20 protein-coding genes and 1 pseudogene are annotated in these 14,695 nt (G+C 33.5%); 2 read left to right on the top strand and 19 right to left on the bottom strand.

Annotated features, from left to right (window positions below):
* Nucleotides 1-34 precede the first annotated feature (34 nt).
* From ACECE_RS0201030 to ACECE_RS0201000, 9 genes and pseudogenes are all read right to left on the bottom strand, one after another.
* Nucleotides 35-508 carry a DUF134 domain-containing protein gene (locus ACECE_RS0201030; RefSeq protein ID WP_010243367.1) on the bottom strand — a complete coding sequence of 158 codons (474 nt, stop codon included), beginning with the start codon at nucleotides 506-508 and terminating at the stop codon, nucleotides 35-37.
* Between the two features lie 240 nt (nucleotides 509-748).
* Complete coding sequence (locus tag ACECE_RS0201025) at nucleotides 749-1,714, bottom strand: alpha/beta hydrolase (RefSeq protein ID WP_010243365.1); 966 nt, start codon at nucleotides 1,712-1,714, stop codon at nucleotides 749-751.
* A 49-nt stretch (nucleotides 1,715-1,763) separates the two neighbouring features.
* Nucleotides 1,764-1,874, bottom strand: coding sequence for a peptide deformylase (locus ACECE_RS32045; protein ID WP_268870995.1), 111 nt, complete (start codon nucleotides 1,872-1,874; stop codon nucleotides 1,764-1,766).
* A 91-nt stretch (nucleotides 1,875-1,965) separates the two neighbouring features.
* Nucleotides 1,966-2,073: a peptide deformylase gene (locus tag ACECE_RS32040; RefSeq protein ID WP_010243363.1), complete on the bottom strand. Its 108-nt coding sequence runs from the start codon at nucleotides 2,071-2,073 to the stop codon at nucleotides 1,966-1,968.
* Between the two features lie 212 nt (nucleotides 2,074-2,285).
* Nucleotides 2,286-2,573, bottom strand: coding sequence for a hypothetical protein (locus ACECE_RS0201015; protein WP_010243361.1), 288 nt, complete (start codon nucleotides 2,571-2,573; stop codon nucleotides 2,286-2,288).
* A 241-nt stretch (nucleotides 2,574-2,814) separates the two neighbouring features.
* A complete protein-coding gene (locus ACECE_RS26200; protein WP_010243357.1) occupies nucleotides 2,815-3,348 on the bottom strand; it encodes a TroA family protein in 534 nt (177 codons plus the stop codon).
* 46 nt (nucleotides 3,349-3,394) lie between these two features.
* Nucleotides 3,395-3,493, bottom strand: a pseudogene (locus ACECE_RS31580) (FmdE family protein); the annotation flags it as partial.
* A 348-nt stretch (nucleotides 3,494-3,841) separates the two neighbouring features.
* The gene (gene feoB / locus ACECE_RS0201005) at nucleotides 3,842-5,848 is read right to left on the bottom strand and encodes a ferrous iron transport protein B (protein WP_010243352.1); all 2,007 of its coding nucleotides are present in this window, start codon (nucleotides 5,846-5,848) and stop codon (nucleotides 3,842-3,844) included.
* Nucleotides 5,845-6,081 (bottom strand): FeoA family protein, encoded by a 237-nt coding sequence (locus ACECE_RS0201000; protein WP_010243350.1) that lies wholly within the window; start codon nucleotides 6,079-6,081, stop codon nucleotides 5,845-5,847. The genes feoB and ACECE_RS0201000 overlap by 4 nt, the downstream gene beginning before the upstream one ends.
* A 194-nt stretch (nucleotides 6,082-6,275) precedes the next feature.
* Between ACECE_RS0201000 and ACECE_RS0200995 the strand changes: the two genes are divergently transcribed.
* Both ACECE_RS0200995 and ACECE_RS0200990 read left to right on the top strand, forming a co-directional pair.
* Nucleotides 6,276-6,665: a metal-dependent transcriptional regulator gene (locus ACECE_RS0200995; protein ID WP_010243348.1), complete on the top strand. Its 390-nt coding sequence runs from the start codon at nucleotides 6,276-6,278 to the stop codon at nucleotides 6,663-6,665.
* A 130-nt stretch (nucleotides 6,666-6,795) separates the two neighbouring features.
* Entirely contained in the window at nucleotides 6,796-7,758 is a 963-nt protein-coding gene (locus ACECE_RS0200990) for a biotin synthase BioB (RefSeq protein WP_010243346.1), read from the top strand.
* 216 nt (nucleotides 7,759-7,974) lie between these two features.
* Here ACECE_RS0200990 and ACECE_RS26195 read toward each other — a convergent pair whose 3' ends face one another.
* The 10 genes from ACECE_RS26195 to ACECE_RS0200935 form a co-directional block, all read right to left on the bottom strand.
* A complete protein-coding gene (locus tag ACECE_RS26195) occupies nucleotides 7,975-8,601 on the bottom strand; it encodes a hypothetical protein (protein WP_010243344.1) in 627 nt (208 codons plus the stop codon).
* 99 nt (nucleotides 8,602-8,700) lie between these two features.
* Entirely contained in the window at nucleotides 8,701-8,928 is a 228-nt protein-coding gene (locus ACECE_RS0200980) for a DUF1653 domain-containing protein (RefSeq protein WP_010243341.1), read from the bottom strand.
* An 88-nt stretch (nucleotides 8,929-9,016) separates the two neighbouring features.
* Nucleotides 9,017-9,253, bottom strand: a complete 237-nt coding sequence (locus ACECE_RS0200975; RefSeq protein WP_010243339.1) for a DUF2164 domain-containing protein — start codon at nucleotides 9,251-9,253, stop codon at nucleotides 9,017-9,019.
* A 175-nt stretch (nucleotides 9,254-9,428) separates the two neighbouring features.
* The gene (locus ACECE_RS0200970; protein ID WP_010243337.1) at nucleotides 9,429-10,088 is read right to left on the bottom strand and encodes a GNAT family N-acetyltransferase; all 660 of its coding nucleotides are present in this window, start codon (nucleotides 10,086-10,088) and stop codon (nucleotides 9,429-9,431) included.
* Entirely contained in the window at nucleotides 10,082-10,636 is a 555-nt protein-coding gene (locus tag ACECE_RS0200965; RefSeq protein WP_010243335.1) for a GNAT family N-acetyltransferase, read from the bottom strand. The genes ACECE_RS0200970 and ACECE_RS0200965 overlap by 7 nt, the downstream gene beginning before the upstream one ends.
* Before the next feature lie 70 nt (nucleotides 10,637-10,706).
* Nucleotides 10,707-11,822: a GNAT family N-acetyltransferase gene (locus ACECE_RS0200960; protein WP_010243333.1), complete on the bottom strand. Its 1,116-nt coding sequence runs from the start codon at nucleotides 11,820-11,822 to the stop codon at nucleotides 10,707-10,709.
* A gap of 63 nt (nucleotides 11,823-11,885) precedes the next feature.
* Nucleotides 11,886-12,428: a GNAT family N-acetyltransferase gene (locus tag ACECE_RS0200955; RefSeq protein WP_010243331.1), complete on the bottom strand. Its 543-nt coding sequence runs from the start codon at nucleotides 12,426-12,428 to the stop codon at nucleotides 11,886-11,888.
* Between the two features lie 126 nt (nucleotides 12,429-12,554).
* Nucleotides 12,555-12,989, bottom strand: coding sequence for a GNAT family N-acetyltransferase (locus ACECE_RS0200950; RefSeq protein WP_010243329.1), 435 nt, complete (start codon nucleotides 12,987-12,989; stop codon nucleotides 12,555-12,557).
* Between the two features lie 421 nt (nucleotides 12,990-13,410).
* Nucleotides 13,411-13,809, bottom strand: coding sequence for a DUF6960 family protein (locus ACECE_RS0200940; RefSeq protein ID WP_010243325.1), 399 nt, complete (start codon nucleotides 13,807-13,809; stop codon nucleotides 13,411-13,413).
* 76 nt (nucleotides 13,810-13,885) lie between these two features.
* The gene (locus ACECE_RS0200935) at nucleotides 13,886-14,350 is read right to left on the bottom strand and encodes a hypothetical protein (protein ID WP_010243322.1); all 465 of its coding nucleotides are present in this window, start codon (nucleotides 14,348-14,350) and stop codon (nucleotides 13,886-13,888) included.
* Nucleotides 14,351-14,695 lie beyond the last annotated feature (345 nt).

Below are 14,695 nucleotides of genomic sequence, written 5' to 3'. Positions count from 1 at the left end.
ATCATCCACCTTTATCAATGCATTTATTATATACTTATATTGTTTTACCTCTTCTCCAGCAATTACGTTTACAGAATTTTTGCCCATTAGTATTCTGACATACTATTTTTTTCGATTGACAATCTGGACAGGAATAATCACCTTTTATTATTTTCTCGAAGTTTTCATAGCTTTCCTTCCATTCCTTGTTGCAATCAAGACATTTGACCGGACAAATGTTGCGGGTAAAATTTCCTCCCTCTATCCGAATAGCCTTTCCATTTATAATACTGTCAGCAATTTTTTCTCTTCCGGTATTAAGAATTCTCTGAAAAGTTTGTCTTGAAACCTCCATCCTTTCAGCACATTCTTCCTGCTCTAATTTTTCAACATCTTTCAAACGTATAGCTTCAACTTCCTCAATTCTAAGAATGTTCTCTTCAATATTCGCTGTCTGCGAATCTAAAGGAACAAAATACTGTATATTAGGAATAAACTCAACTTTTCTCCATTTTGGCGGTCTTGACAATTTATTGTTCCCCTTTCAATAATCATGCATATATCTTATTCTACCATCTTTATGGTCAAGTTAAAAGAGGTTTTATTTTCGAACCTATTTTGTAAAAATGCAATTTGATTTGATTTCTCAAATTGCATTTTTAGAACAATTTATCACATATTCATTATATTAATAGAATTTTTGTGTAGGGTTTATAATGGTCGAGCCAAGATTATTATATGACCGATTCTGATTACTTAATATCAGGTCCTAAATAGACACTTGTTCAACAAAATCATATATGTCTTTAGCCAGCTTTGGCACTCTAAAAACATTTAAATGGCCTGAATGGTAAGCAAAAGTCTTCTTAATGCCTGTCATGTTAATAAATCTCTTATACTTTTTTTCTTCAATAACCTGATCATAAATTGAATAAACCATTGCAATCTTGTCATTCCTAAAGCTGTTATCTAAGTTCTTACTCGGATCCATTTCAACAAAAAACTTTTCACATTTTTTCATATCGTATCCAGAATTAATCAGATCACTTCCGATTGTAACAAACAAAGGTGAATCCCATAAAACTTCAAATAAATCAGTAACAGGGTTTATTAGGAATGTAGACATCCCCTGTTTTTTCAAAATATAATGCCGCAAAGCTACGCATCCACCCATACTAAATCCTACCAGCACATTGGGAAGGTCGTTTTCATTCCCTATATATTGAAAAGATGCATCAATGTCAAGTATGGCTTGTTTAAAAGCATTCTGTGTTCTAAAAATATCAGCACTAAAAAAATACTCTCCACTAAACTTACTTGATTTTGGCCTTCTATCAAAGTGATAAGGCATTGTCATAAAATAAACATTACAATTCAATTCATTTAGAAGTTTAAACAAATAACCATAATTTAGCATATTATCATCAAATAATCCATGTACAAACAAAATATTATAATTTGCATTCTGTGCAGGATAATGGTAAAGATATACAGAATTGTTCTCAGAATAATATGTCGAACTTTCAAAAGACGGTATTTCAATACATTTATGAACTTTACTACTTTTAATGTAATTTACTTCACTAAAATTCAAACTTTTTATTAAATTTGTAAAAAGACCTTCTGCCGGAACAAACACGGAATGTTTAGGAGAATGATTTACCTTTTTTAATTTTTCATTCAACAATTTATCTATTGCCAGATTATCTAAAAATTTCGAGCTTGCTTCATTCATTATACTATCCCCTCCTAAAATATATATCTTACATATTTCAGAAATATCATTATATACTTTTCTTAGTGCCAGGAATAATTTTGTCTATTAAAAGGGATTGCTCTAAATGGTCAATCTCGTGGCAAAATTCCCAGGCCAAAAGCCCTGTACCCTCAACCATAATTGCATCGCCTTTTTCATCAATTGCCTTTACTTTAACCTTTTAAGGACATTTTACCTCATCCGTAATTTTCGGTATGCTAAGACCTCCCTCATTCACTTTCCGCTTCAATCAATTCAGGATCTATAGGTTTTTTAGCACCTTCTCCTAGATCAACAATAATTATTCTTTTTAATATTCCAACCTGAGGAACTGCCAATACAACACCATTTGAGAAATCGGATTAATTTCCATTCTAAAACAAACTATCATTATAATAACATCTCCTTTTGTATGTGTAATTTTCAATATAAGCCTATGCCCATAAATTTTATTATTATTTAGAGCATAAATCAATAATTTATGAAAATTTTATGATAAAATTTTAAGTTCACAAAATAATAGGAAAGTATATATTATTAAAAAATACGTTTATTTGGCTATATATCTAGAGCAGGCATTTTTCTGTCTCCCATCATATTGCCTTACAGTAAATAATCTGCATATGCCCATACTGCATTCTTCCGTTTCATCTTCGAGAAAGAAATTTATGCAATCAATGCACTTTGGCTTAAATATTTCAATTTTATAATTGAACTTATGTTTTGAACAACAATAATTTGAAGACACAATTCCCTTTTTTCTGCATAAGATATCATCGTTTATAGAAACAGTTATACCATACCTACAGTTACTGCAAAACTTTTCTATCTTTTCCAAAATAATTCGCTCCCTTATAATCAATAGCTGAACTCATTATAACACTAACAAAAATTTCCTGCTAACTTTCAGGAAATTTTCGTGTGTTTGATTAAATTGAAGCCTTATGTCTGGCACTCCTTCTAGATGCATTCCACGTACAACTCCTGTAATCTCATCATCTGGAAACAGCTTTTGAGCATATTTAATACAGTTTATTATTCCTGCTAACATTGGTTTAGCAATTTTTATTACTGTAAAGTCAGTTTCTTAAACCCACCGTATGCTTTAGCCATCTCTGCATATAGATCTTTGCCAAGAAGATATTTGTATATCTCATCAGCCTTTTTTCAGGGTCAATGTCTTTGAACTGTTCCGGATAAAGCACCTTACCTATGTAATACGCATCTGCTATTGCCGTATCAATATTTGTTGTATAGAAATTATACGGAAGCTGTGAATAGATTTCACCATTTTTTATCGCTGACAGCTTATTGTAATAATCTTTGCTTTTTTGATAATCCTGCTGAAATATCTGTAATCCACTAACATCAATAAATATTTTATCAGGATTCCATTGGATAAGCTTTTCTTTGTCTATCAACAGTGAACCTGTTTTTCCTGTTTCATCTACTACATTCTTTGCATGAACCGCATTAAACAATGAGTAATTTCCTTGTGTGCTTTCAATCCCATGAGTACCTTTCATTCCCAAGCCGCCAACATAGGCACTTGGTTTTTTGTCATCAGTAATATCCTTTGTCCTGGTATCCAGATCATTTTTGCATATCTCCATGTAGTCAGCAATTTCCTGAGCCTTCTGCTCCTTGCCAACAATCTTTCCTATCCATAGCTGCTTCGCAAGCTTTAAAGCCCATAGCAAGTCCCGGACACTCATGTCCGTGAAATTCCACTGATTTTTTCCATAGTTCCTTGTTCATTTTGTTCCCCCTTTCGTATAAAAATAAAAACCACGAATAGAGCCGTTCCTTACGGCATCCCTTCGTGGTTTGGTTTTGTTGTTAAGATTCTAATTGTATTTTTGCTAAAACCTTCTTGGTTTTAATTTTCTTAAATAAATTATCACAAAATTAAGTTACTGTCAATTAGTCCGAATTACTCTTATTGCTCGTTTATAGTTTTCTTTTACTATTACAATGGCTACAGCACGAACTGCAACCAATGCATTTGCCATTTTTCTTCTGGCGGATAATAAAGACAATTGCTACTATGCTACATATAACAACTACTGAAAGTAAAATATAATCTTTAATACTCATTTGCTCACCTCACAAAAACAAACAGCCGATTTGGTACACTGCAAAGCCTACAAGCCATGCAATCGTGCATTGCCAAACTACAATGAAAACGGTCTTAACTCTTGAATTTAACTCTCTTTTTATCGTAGCCACAGCAGCAATACATGGTGTATATAGTAAGGTGAATGTTAGAAAACTGAGGGCTGATAAAGGTGTAAACAAATTGCCGAGAGACAAGTTTAAGTTGGCAACATTTGTTCCTGATAAAACACTCATAGTGCTTATAACTGCTTCTTTTGCTATAAATCCGCTAATTAGAGATGTTGCAACCCTCCAATCACCAAAACCAAGAGGACGGAAAATAGGAGCAATAACTTTTCCTATTATAGCCAACATACTTTGGGAGCTGTCGGAAACGACATTAAATCTAGTGTCAAAAGTTTGTAAAAACCAAATGATAATAGTTGCAATAAAGATAACGGTAAAAGCCTTTTGCAGAAAATCTCTTGCCTTATCCCACATGAGAAGTAAAACACTTTTTGCTGAGGGAAGGCGATAATTTGGCAACTCCATTATGAAAGGTATTGGATTACCTTTAAAAACTGTACTCTTCATAATTTTTGCCACTAGCACTGCAATTATTATACCTAAAATATAAAGTCCTATCATAACCACAGCTTGATATTTTGTAAAGAAAGCAGCACAAAATACTGCGTAAATCGGAATTTTTGCAGAGCAGCTCATAAAAGGAGTAAGCAGTATTGTCATTTTGCGGTCACGCTCAGATGAAAGTGTTCTTGTTGACATGATCGCAGGGACAGAACAACCAAAACCGATAAGCATAGGGACAAAACTGCGTCCTGATAAACCAATTCTACGAAGCAGTTTATCCATTACAAATGCTACCCTTGCCATGTATCCCGTATCCTCTAGAATAGAGAGGAAGAAAAACAGAGTAATAATAAGCGGCAGGAAACTAATAACACTTCCAACACCTGCAAAGATGCCATCGATTATTAAGCTGTGTACAACAGGGTTAATACCATATGCTTTGAGCCCATTATCAGCCAAATTAGTCAGCTCACCAATTCCAGCAGATAACAAATCACTGAGAAAGCTACCAATAACGTTAAAGGTGAGCCAAAACACAAAGAACATAATTCCAAAGAACAGCGGTAGTCCAAGATACTTATTTGTCAGTAATTTATCAATTTTTACGCTGCGGGTATGTTCTTTACTCTCTTTACATTTAATAACTGTATTTGCACATACATCTTCAATAAAGGTATAACGCATATCGGCAAGTGCAGCATTCCTGTCAAGCCCACTTTCATGCTCCATTTCAACAATGCTATGCTCCATCATTTCAATTTCATTCTTATTTATAGCTAATTTTTCTACAAAGAAATCATCTCCTTCAATTAGCTTTATTGCTGCAAAACGAGCAGCTATACCAAGTTCTTGTGCATGATCCTCAATAAAATGAGATATTGCATGAATGCATCTATGAACTGAACCATTAGCACAATAATCAATTTTCTCAGGATATATTTTATTTTTTGAAACTTGAATTATACTATCTATTACTTCGGTAATACCTTCATTTTTAGCTGCGCTGATTGGAAGAACAGGGATACCAAGCCGCTTGGATATTCCCTTAATATCAATTGCTCCACAATTTCCTCGTACCTCATCCATCATGTTTAGAACAAGAACCATAGGTATATGAAGCTCTAAAAGCTGAAGGGTAAGATACAAGTTTCTTTCGATATTTGTTGCATCTATAATATTGATAATACCATCAGGTTTTTCATTAAGAATAAAATCACGTGTTACAATTTCTTCGCTCGTATATGGACGGATGGAATAAATGCCTGGCAAATCAACTACAGAACAATCCTTTGTACCTCGGATTTGACCGATTTTTTGGTCAACGGTAACGCCGGGGAAATTGCCTACATGCTGGTTTGATCCGGTTAGGCAATTGAAAAATGTAGTTTTCCCGCAATTTTGGTTACCAACAAGTGCAAAGATCATGCTGCACCACCCTCTCTTTCCACCTCAATCTTTTTTGCATCATCCTTACGAATGGTCAATTCGTACCCTCTAATGTGAATCTCTATCGGATCGCCTAAAGGCGCAACTTTTCTAATATATATTTTCGTTTTAGGTATAATTCCCATATCTAGTAGTCGCAAACGGAGTGGACCTTCACCTCCAACATGGGTAATTGTAGCAGTTTCTCCTATGGGAAGACTATCAAGAGTCATTTTGGATACCCCCTTATAATATACCATAATCAGTTAGTCTTACCTAACTAATTACAGGTTAGCACAACCTAACTGCAATGTCAATAGTATTTCAATATAATAAGCTTTTTTAGACTTCCTTGAAAATCACAGGAGTTTATGCTATTATTTCAGTAAGTTGGATAACATAACCATTAAGGAAGGAGTTGCTATTTATGAAAATTCAAGAATCGGCGGAAAATTATTTGGAAACAATCCTGATGGAAAAACAAAAGAGAGGGCAAGTCCGTTCTATTGATATTTGTAATGCTTTAGGGTTCTCTAAGCCCACCGTGAGTGTAGTAATGAAGCAATTCCGCGAAAATGGGTTTATTGAAATGGATGATAACGGTTTTATTACGTTGACTGATAAAGGTAGCAAAATCGCGGAACGTATGTATGAACGACATATTATTATTGCTAATTTTTTGATGGTACTTGGTGTTGATGAAGCGACTGCCTATCAAGATTCATGCAAGATAGAACATGACATTAGTGATATAAGCTTTGAATGTATGAAGAAACACTATTTAGAAAACAAGAAAAAATCTGAAGCTAGCAAATAGTTGTTATCGGAACTGCTAGAAGCAAAAATGATGCTTTAGGTATAACATTTCACCTATAGAAGTACTGTCAAAAAATACAGAAAACCAAAAGAAGACAATCAGATACATCAAAATATTGGAGGAATTCAAAATGTCTATAGATAGCATTTTAAATGATGTCATGAATGGTAATCTATTGCAAAAAACAGAAGCACTCGAACTGTTAAGCGTACCATCCAGTTCAGAAGACTTTTATAGGATATTGTCGTTAGCAAATCAAATGACCCGTGAGAAATTTAATAATAAAGGCTATGTATTTGCTCAAATAGGTTTAAATGCTGAACCTTGTTCTGTTGACTGTAAATTCTGCTCATTAGGGAAAAATCATTATGCAATGGAATCAACGTGGAAGAAGGATCCAAATACAGTTTTGGAAGAGGTTAGGCATTTGATAAAGCAAGGGATGGATGATTTGTTCTTAATGACTACGGCAGATTACCCTAAAGATGAATATTTAGAAATGGCAAAAAAAATAAAATCAATTCTTCCAGATCAGATGCGATTTGTTGCAAATATTGGAGATTTCGAATTCGAAACAGCATCAAATTTAAGAGAAGTTGGATTTACAGGTGCTTATCACATTAAGAGATTAAGAGAAGGCATCGACACAACAATAGTGCCAGAAGTAAGAATTTCAACAATGGAAGCCATAAAAAAAGCTGGTTTGGAATTATATTATTGTGTTGAACCTATTGGTCCGGAACATAGTTACGATGAAATCGTTGATGAAATGATAAGGGCCAGAGACTATAACGTTGGTGTTATGGCTGTTATGAGGAGAATTCCAGTTCCAGGCACCCCGTTATTCGAAAAAGGACAAATTTCATCCATAGAATTAACTAAAATTGCTGCAGTGACACGGTTAGTAACTATGCCTCACAGGGCTATGAATGCACATGAAACAACTCAAATGACTTTGATTGCGGGTGTCAATCAGTTATATGCTGAAGTCGGAGCTAATCCGAGAGATAATATATCAAGTACGGAGAATAACAGAGGGTTAACAGTAGAAGATGCAAAAAAGTTACTTGCTGATTCAGAGTTTGAAGTGTAAATTTCCTTATATTTCAAGGTGATCGAGTTGTTAAATAACTGGTTGTAGCTGTAAAATTCACGAATCAATGACATACTCAACATAGTTGATTGAACCGCCATATACCGTACTCTACGTACAGTGGTGTTATCCAGAATTCTGGATAACACTTTTTAAAAGTAGCAACATACAAAAGCTTCTCTGCTAAACATCAAATCCAACCTCTTCCTTAATTCACTAAGGCTTAATTACTTTAATTTTCAATTCCTTAGATAAATTGCTTTTGCTCTTTTGTGTATCTTCCATATATGAGAATGCACCACCAACAGTTACTTTATATTCTCCTTCTGGCAAATATAAATCCTTTTCTGAATAAAACTTCCTCCAAAAATCTGCCTTAGCATCATCTTCTGAATAACCGCCACTTTTGACATAATCAAATTTATAGAGTTTATCCTTTTCCAAAATAGTAGAGGTTAGTACATCATCAAATAGATTGCCAGTGTCAAATTCTTTACCATCAGTGATTGAAAAACTTATATATGGGTTGCTATGCCATATTTTTATTTGATTATTACTTCCAATATATTTGAGCGTCGCCCAAATCTTGATTTTATCTGTTGTTTTATATATCTGATTATCTGAGTATAGATTCAGTTCAAATTGCTTGTTAATATCTTGTTCAGTTTTACCAAGCTCTTCAGCACTTTCTACTGGTTTTCCTCCTTTCGGCAAAGTTCTAACCTCTGTACTTTTTACAGGATATTCTTTTTCCGGCACAGTTCTTACATCTTCACTTTTACAGCCCATCATTAAAATGAATATAGTTAACAAGGACATCATCATTACTAGATTTCTTTTCATATTGTACTCCTCCAAATGATAGCTTTTTCTTTAGTTAGACTTTCATCTTAGAAAAAGGTTCCCATATGTAAAGTATCTGTTATCTGCTTTTATCAGGTTCTAAATAAATGATATTTCTTTAAACCGATTTATTAACTCACCATCAACTTCTTTTTGACCCATGAACATTTCTAATGGCCTTACCCAAATACCACGCTCTCCATAAAGGGCTTGGTATACAACCATTTCTTCAAGAGTCTCGGAATGCTTTGCAACATATAAGACAAGATGTTCATTGCCTTTGAAGTGTCGGTACCTCTTTCCAATCTTTATCTCTCTATTTCCCATGTCAGACTTTTTCCTTCCCACGCATAAATTCTGTTTTGAATTCTTTTCTCAAAAATTTCGTGCAACAATCTCTTCAACCTTGTTAGTACTATATATTAGTACTCTTTTCAAGGCCAAACAAATCTTCCAGCCTTTCGTTTATATACTGGTGTGCATCCCGTATACCTTGATTATAAAAGAATGGAGCAATTTTACCCGTAACAAAATCAAGAAATAATTCAGCCGACAAATCACCAATATTTTCATCTCTTTCTGTCGAGAAGTATTTTTTTATTTCATTTATGGCTTGTATTTTTAGGTCCTTTGTCAATTCAATTTTTTGCATATAATATATCCTCCCAGGCGTATGCAATTTGCAGGAGTTCTTTTCCTCCCCTATTGATTATCCTCTTGCTAACTATCCTTCCACCTAAACGCTCATAAAAAAAACTTGAAGGATTATCCTGAAGTGTCCATAGAACGATAGACTTAACATTGTTTTCAATATATCTCTCAATTACCTATTCATCAAGAATTGATTTAGTATTTATCCAATACCTCTGGACTAATTTCCCAGAGTTCTCTTCTATGACTTCATTTTCTAAAACTCCGCCATTTTTCAATATAGTCTTTGCAGACGCAATATTTTCCTTATAGCACCCCAATAAAACTCTTTCCATCTTTAAGGTTTTACAACATTCTAACGCTAGTTTAAGAATAATTGTAGCATATCCTTTTCTTCTTTCGCTGGGTCTGATACCATATCCTATATTACCCCAAACTTTAATCAGCATATCGTTCAGGTAATGTCTTATATTAACAGCACATACGATTTTGCCTGATTCGTCATCGTAAGCCCAATATGTTGAACTCGGAACAAAGCCATTCGGAACATCTATTCCTTTAGATAAGTTTTCAAATTTTTGCACCATAGCATTAAAATCTGAATAATCTTCATGTAATACCCATGGTTGAGGCTGCTCCCCTGTTCCTTTCCATTCACCCAACATTTCTAAATATTGATTTTTATACTTAATATCTGGTTTCACCAATTTTAACATAATCTGTTCCTCCATCAAGGCAAATTTCAAAAGATTTAACCCCTGCCACTCCAAATGGTTTCCTACAAGCTCAATTCCTTCTGATTTAGTTGCAAGAGTCCTTTTCAAGAATGTTAGCATTTAGCATATGGATTAATCAAACCATACAAGGCAATATCACATATTCCAGTATTGTTTTTATCTGCCTGTATTCTCGTACCTTCATAAATTAGTCCACACTTCGCCATTACTTTACCTGAGTTTGGATTTTTTGTGTCATGTCGAGCCTCAATACGGTTTACTTGTACATCATTAAAAAAGAATTTTACAATTGCTTTCAATGCTTCTGAAGTTATCCCTTTATTCCAATAGTTATACCCTATACAATAACCAATCTCAACAGAGTTTACTTCCTCGTTTAGATGAACAACTGATATGCTTCCTATCGCTTGATTAACTTCTTTCAATTCAATACACCATTGATAAAATTTTTCATTAGAATAATCATTTATCCAGGATTTTAAAACTTCTCTACTTATATCAACATTTGAATGTGTAGGCCATGTAAGAAACTTAGTTACTCTGTCATCATTTGCCCAATTATTATACATATCTTCTGTATCATTCATATTAAATCGTCTTAAAATCAACCTGTCAGTTTCAATTCTCGCAGTCCCTAAATTCTTCATATTACACTTCCTTTCAGTTTATTTATTGATATAGGATTTGTCTTGCTTGTGGCTAATATATCAATCAACATTACTTAAGTTTAATCCAATGCACCCGCCTATCCTTCTTAAATCCTACTTTTAAAGCAAGGTTCATAGACCTCTTATTTTCTTCTTCAATATGTACAAAAGGCAATTCATCCAATTCAAGCAACTGCCTAATCATTGCAACGGTTATCTGCGAGCCATATCCTTTCTCTCTATACTCTTCCAATACATTAAGAAATCCAATGGCTCCGTCATCATGGGTAATCGCCCATGCTATCAATTTACCATCTTCCCAGATGCCAAGTCCAATGCCCCTATTAATCCGTTCTTCTATATACTCAACAGATATATACTCTTTGTACATTGAGTTGTCAAATACATATTGAGCATCGGAAATTGATAATCTGACAACATTGGCCTTTACAAACGGCAAAAGAGCCTTTTTGTCATAAACAAGTTTAATACTGGTTAATTGAGACATGATTTCTTTACCGTTAATTATATATGGAAGCATCCATTCCTCAATGGCTGCAAAGCATTTATCCTCTACGTCCAACCCTTCAAGGAGTTGAATGAACTCGTCGAAAGATTTGCTGCTGATATAAATCCAATCCTCATCGCTCCTTCCTCTTACAAGAACAGACTCTCCGAGCATATCAAAAGTACAAATCTGATTATTTCGGATAAAGTTGATGATATTGATATTTTTCACCTTATCATTTTTTAAAATATCTACCGATTTTTTACTTAGATACTGTAATACTTCCTGAAGAAGTCTTCTTTGTATTTCTGGATAGGTAAGATTATCTGGTACAATTTTAAAAAATCTCACTTCACTTATTTCACTTTCAGGCAAAAACCCTATTTTAATAACTTTAGCATAAAACAACCTTCCATAGGTAGTTGTTTCCCCAATAGTGACAGAGTAATCATATAGTGGCTCAATTTCATGATCCAATGTCCCAGTTTCCTCATATAATTCCCTTGAGGCAGTTACATTGACATCTTCATTTTCTTCTTTATGCCCACCTGGCATATCCCATGTATCCCTGTTTCTTTGCTTTACAAAAACCCATTTGCCTTTATAAACGGCACAGACTATTGCAAAGTCAAACTGGTCATTATTTATCTTGTTAATATCAAAGTATTCTATTTCCATAGTGTAACTCCTAATGGTGAATCATCAAGGTCAAAACAAACAAGTTTCAAATTCTCTATTCTTTTACACCTTCATCTGATTTAATTCAATAGCATAAAGAACATGCTTTCTCAAAAGACTGTCTTCAATAATGTTTGGATGCTCAAATTCCATAACTTTTACCATACCAATTTTTTTCATTACATTTTCAGACTGAAGATTAATTTTCGAGGTGAAACTATATATTTTATTGAATTCTAATGTTTCGAATCCATATTTTAAACATGCCTTTGCTCCTTCTGTTGCAAACCCATTACCCCATGCTTCATATTTAAGCCTCCAGCCTATTTCAATGCAAGGAGTAAATTGTGAATTGAAGTTTGCCCAATGGAACCCAATAAAACCTATAAATCCATTATTATGTCTTGTTTCAACCGCATAAAGACCGTACCCGTAATTTCTGAATTCATCTTGAATTATATTATAAAATCTATCTGTTTCCTCATCAATAAGTGTTTTAGCAAAATATTTCATTACCCTTGTATCCTTATTCATTATCCGAAATTCATTTAGGTCTTGTTCTTTCCAGTCTCGGAATACCAACCGCTGTGTTTTAAAATAAATCATATTTTGCCTCCTTATAAAACGATTAAATCTTGAAGTTTATCTAATGAAATCTAGTAAAACTTATTACTTATTCCTTTAGATTTTTATTAATTCAGATAGATAAAAACAGTTCATATCAAGAATTTATCATATTTCTTTGTACATAAAAAGCACATGTTCGGCGTCTGAAAAACCATTTTTCCTGTAGAAATTTGGAGCAGGAGTAAAGCGGTTAGTTGATAGTGTAAAGCCCGCCAAGTTATGCTCTTTAATATGATTTTCGATTATATTCAGAAGTTCAGTTCCATAACCTTGTCTTTGAATCTCTGGTGATACAAACATTTCATCGATAAAAATTTCATTGTTATTCCACCATATTTTTTCATGACAGAATATGGCTCCTTTGATGACATTATCTATCCACAGTGTATAACCAATAAATTTTTTACCTTCCACATAATCCATCAAATAGGCCTTTGCCGTTTCCAGCGACCATTGGCACTGCCAATATTCATTGTTATAAACTAACATCATAATTTTTGCACATTTATCTAAATCATTTACATCAAATTTCTTAATCATATAATCTTCCTTTCAGCCTTATTTTTATATATGGAATCGCTATCGTAAAAGTGCTCCACTCTGGTGCACCTTTACAGCTTAATAATGCTGCATAAAATGACACCACCCCTAATGCCTTTATTCATTGACGTTCAGCAGTTAACTAATGTATTGTGAACATTATACAATCACAGCTTTCAATTCACAATAAATATTTTTTTAAATATCAAGGTACTAAATTGAAAGGTATTTTTGAGGGCCACTTTTCTTTTCTCATGGTCCTTTGTCAATACCAATCTAAAAAGTAAACTTTTTGATTCAGAAATATCATTTAGGATTTCTGAATTGCCGCACGTAAACTCTAATTCTAGTTCAAGGGCTTCAATGTATTTTCGCATTTCGCATACAACAACCACTTTAATATTTTGGGGTATTGTGATTGTCAGATATTCACTTCTAATAAAAATTCATCCTCATAATAACTTTTAGATTTCTTTTTACCATCTACAATAAGGGTATAAAATGGTTCATACCTATCTGAATGCCACCTAATATCATCAACTTCGCATATAGCATCTGGATATTTCTTTAATTTTAAATGCTCTCCATATGAATATATAGGCATTCCTACCCTTTTATATAAATTTGGTTTAACTCTGAACAACTCTTCTTTATATTTGAAAATAATATATTCTTTATCTGCACCTACACAGAAAAACAGGCAGTTTCCATGACATCGAAACCTTTCCTTAAACCGTTTCAAATCTTCAGGATGGATTAAATCTTCACCATTTTCGTAAAACCAACGATAAATAAACCATGTATTTTTATATTGTTCCATAAATCACCTTACTGATTAATATTAAAATGGGATATGTACAAAACAGAAAATATGTTCAAAATATCTATAACTCAATTTAAATTTCTTTTCCATAACTTATCGAGTAATGCCAATTAATTTTATTTACATCTAAAGCATACATCTGCTTATTCCATTGGTTAGAATTGCGAGGTATCTTTATTATTCCGTTTCCTCCGTATTCGGCTAATTTACAGTCCATCCAATCTATTTCATCCGATGAATCTGAAATTCTAGTATGAACATAAATAGGTATATAACTTTGGTCTGATATCAAGACACACATCCCAATAATGCTGATTTGGTTCTTGCCTGTCATTGTTATTTGTCCGACATATATTCCATCTAGACTTTCATATGCCCATTCGTTGTATTTTTTCCTAAGTTCCACCGAAATTAAAGTTTCTAAAAGACTAAGGGCATCTCTTAATTCCTTAGAATCATTAACATCAATTCCAGATTCTAATTTTTTAATTATTAGGCCGATTAGTTTACTTAATGATTTTTCAACCTTTTGAGTCAATAACAGCACCTCCTTAATTTCTCTTATCAATTTCTGTGCCCCTCGGATTTTCTTTTCAAATTTTATTCATATCAGGAAGTGTATAAATACCTAGTTATGGGTCATAAATAGCAAGTTTGTGTTTTAGGGCTATAAACCAGTGCTTCTTCATAAAAACCCCACTCCTTTTCAAACGTAAGCGTAAAATACAACCCGTCTACAATTACTACTCCTTCTGTTGTAAAATCTTATTATTAAGTCTGCAGGATTCAGGCAAATCATCCGACCAAGGCATTAAGGAATCCAGCACACTCTGATCTTTGACATCTACATTTGGAAGCGTTTCCAGCAAATAAGTCAGATATT

This window comes from Acetivibrio cellulolyticus CD2 (genome assembly GCF_000179595.2).
In the GTDB taxonomy this organism is placed as follows: domain Bacteria; phylum Bacillota; class Clostridia; order Acetivibrionales; family Acetivibrionaceae; genus Acetivibrio; species Acetivibrio cellulolyticus.
This window is presented reverse-complemented; position numbering and strand designations above follow the sequence as displayed.

Excerpts from the sequence above, each read along its gene's own strand:
- ACECE_RS0201025 (WP_010243365.1), bottom strand. The coding sequence starts at position 1,714 with ATGAATGAAGCAAGCTCGAAATTTTTAGATAATCTGGCAATAGATAAA.
- ACECE_RS32045 (WP_268870995.1), bottom strand. The coding sequence starts at position 1,874 with ATGGTTGAGGGTACAGGGCTTTTGGCCTGGGAATTTTGCCACGAGATT.
- ACECE_RS26200 (WP_010243357.1), bottom strand. The coding sequence starts at position 3,348 with ATGGAGATATGCAAAAATGATCTGGATACCAGGACAAAGGATATTACT.
- feoB (WP_010243352.1), bottom strand. The coding sequence starts at position 5,848 with ATGATCTTTGCACTTGTTGGTAACCAAAATTGCGGGAAAACTACATTT.
- ACECE_RS0201000 (WP_010243350.1), bottom strand. The coding sequence starts at position 6,081 with ATGACTCTTGATAGTCTTCCCATAGGAGAAACTGCTACAATTACCCAT.
- ACECE_RS0200995 (WP_010243348.1), top strand. The coding sequence starts at position 6,276 with ATGAAAATTCAAGAATCGGCGGAAAATTATTTGGAAACAATCCTGATG.
- ACECE_RS0200990 (WP_010243346.1), top strand. The coding sequence starts at position 6,796 with ATGTCTATAGATAGCATTTTAAATGATGTCATGAATGGTAATCTATTG.
- ACECE_RS26195 (WP_010243344.1), bottom strand. The coding sequence starts at position 8,601 with ATGAAAAGAAATCTAGTAATGATGATGTCCTTGTTAACTATATTCATT.
- ACECE_RS0200980 (WP_010243341.1), bottom strand. The coding sequence starts at position 8,928 with ATGGGAAATAGAGAGATAAAGATTGGAAAGAGGTACCGACACTTCAAA.
- ACECE_RS0200975 (WP_010243339.1), bottom strand. The coding sequence starts at position 9,253 with ATGCAAAAAATTGAATTGACAAAGGACCTAAAAATACAAGCCATAAAT.
- ACECE_RS0200970 (WP_010243337.1), bottom strand. The coding sequence starts at position 10,088 with ATGCTAACATTCTTGAAAAGGACTCTTGCAACTAAATCAGAAGGAATT.
- ACECE_RS0200965 (WP_010243335.1), bottom strand. The coding sequence starts at position 10,636 with ATGAAGAATTTAGGGACTGCGAGAATTGAAACTGACAGGTTGATTTTA.
- ACECE_RS0200960 (WP_010243333.1), bottom strand. The coding sequence starts at position 11,822 with ATGGAAATAGAATACTTTGATATTAACAAGATAAATAATGACCAGTTT.
- ACECE_RS0200955 (WP_010243331.1), bottom strand. The coding sequence starts at position 12,428 with ATGATTTATTTTAAAACACAGCGGTTGGTATTCCGAGACTGGAAAGAA.
- ACECE_RS0200950 (WP_010243329.1), bottom strand. The coding sequence starts at position 12,989 with ATGATTAAGAAATTTGATGTAAATGATTTAGATAAATGTGCAAAAATT.
- ACECE_RS0200940 (WP_010243325.1), bottom strand. The coding sequence starts at position 13,809 with ATGGAACAATATAAAAATACATGGTTTATTTATCGTTGGTTTTACGAA.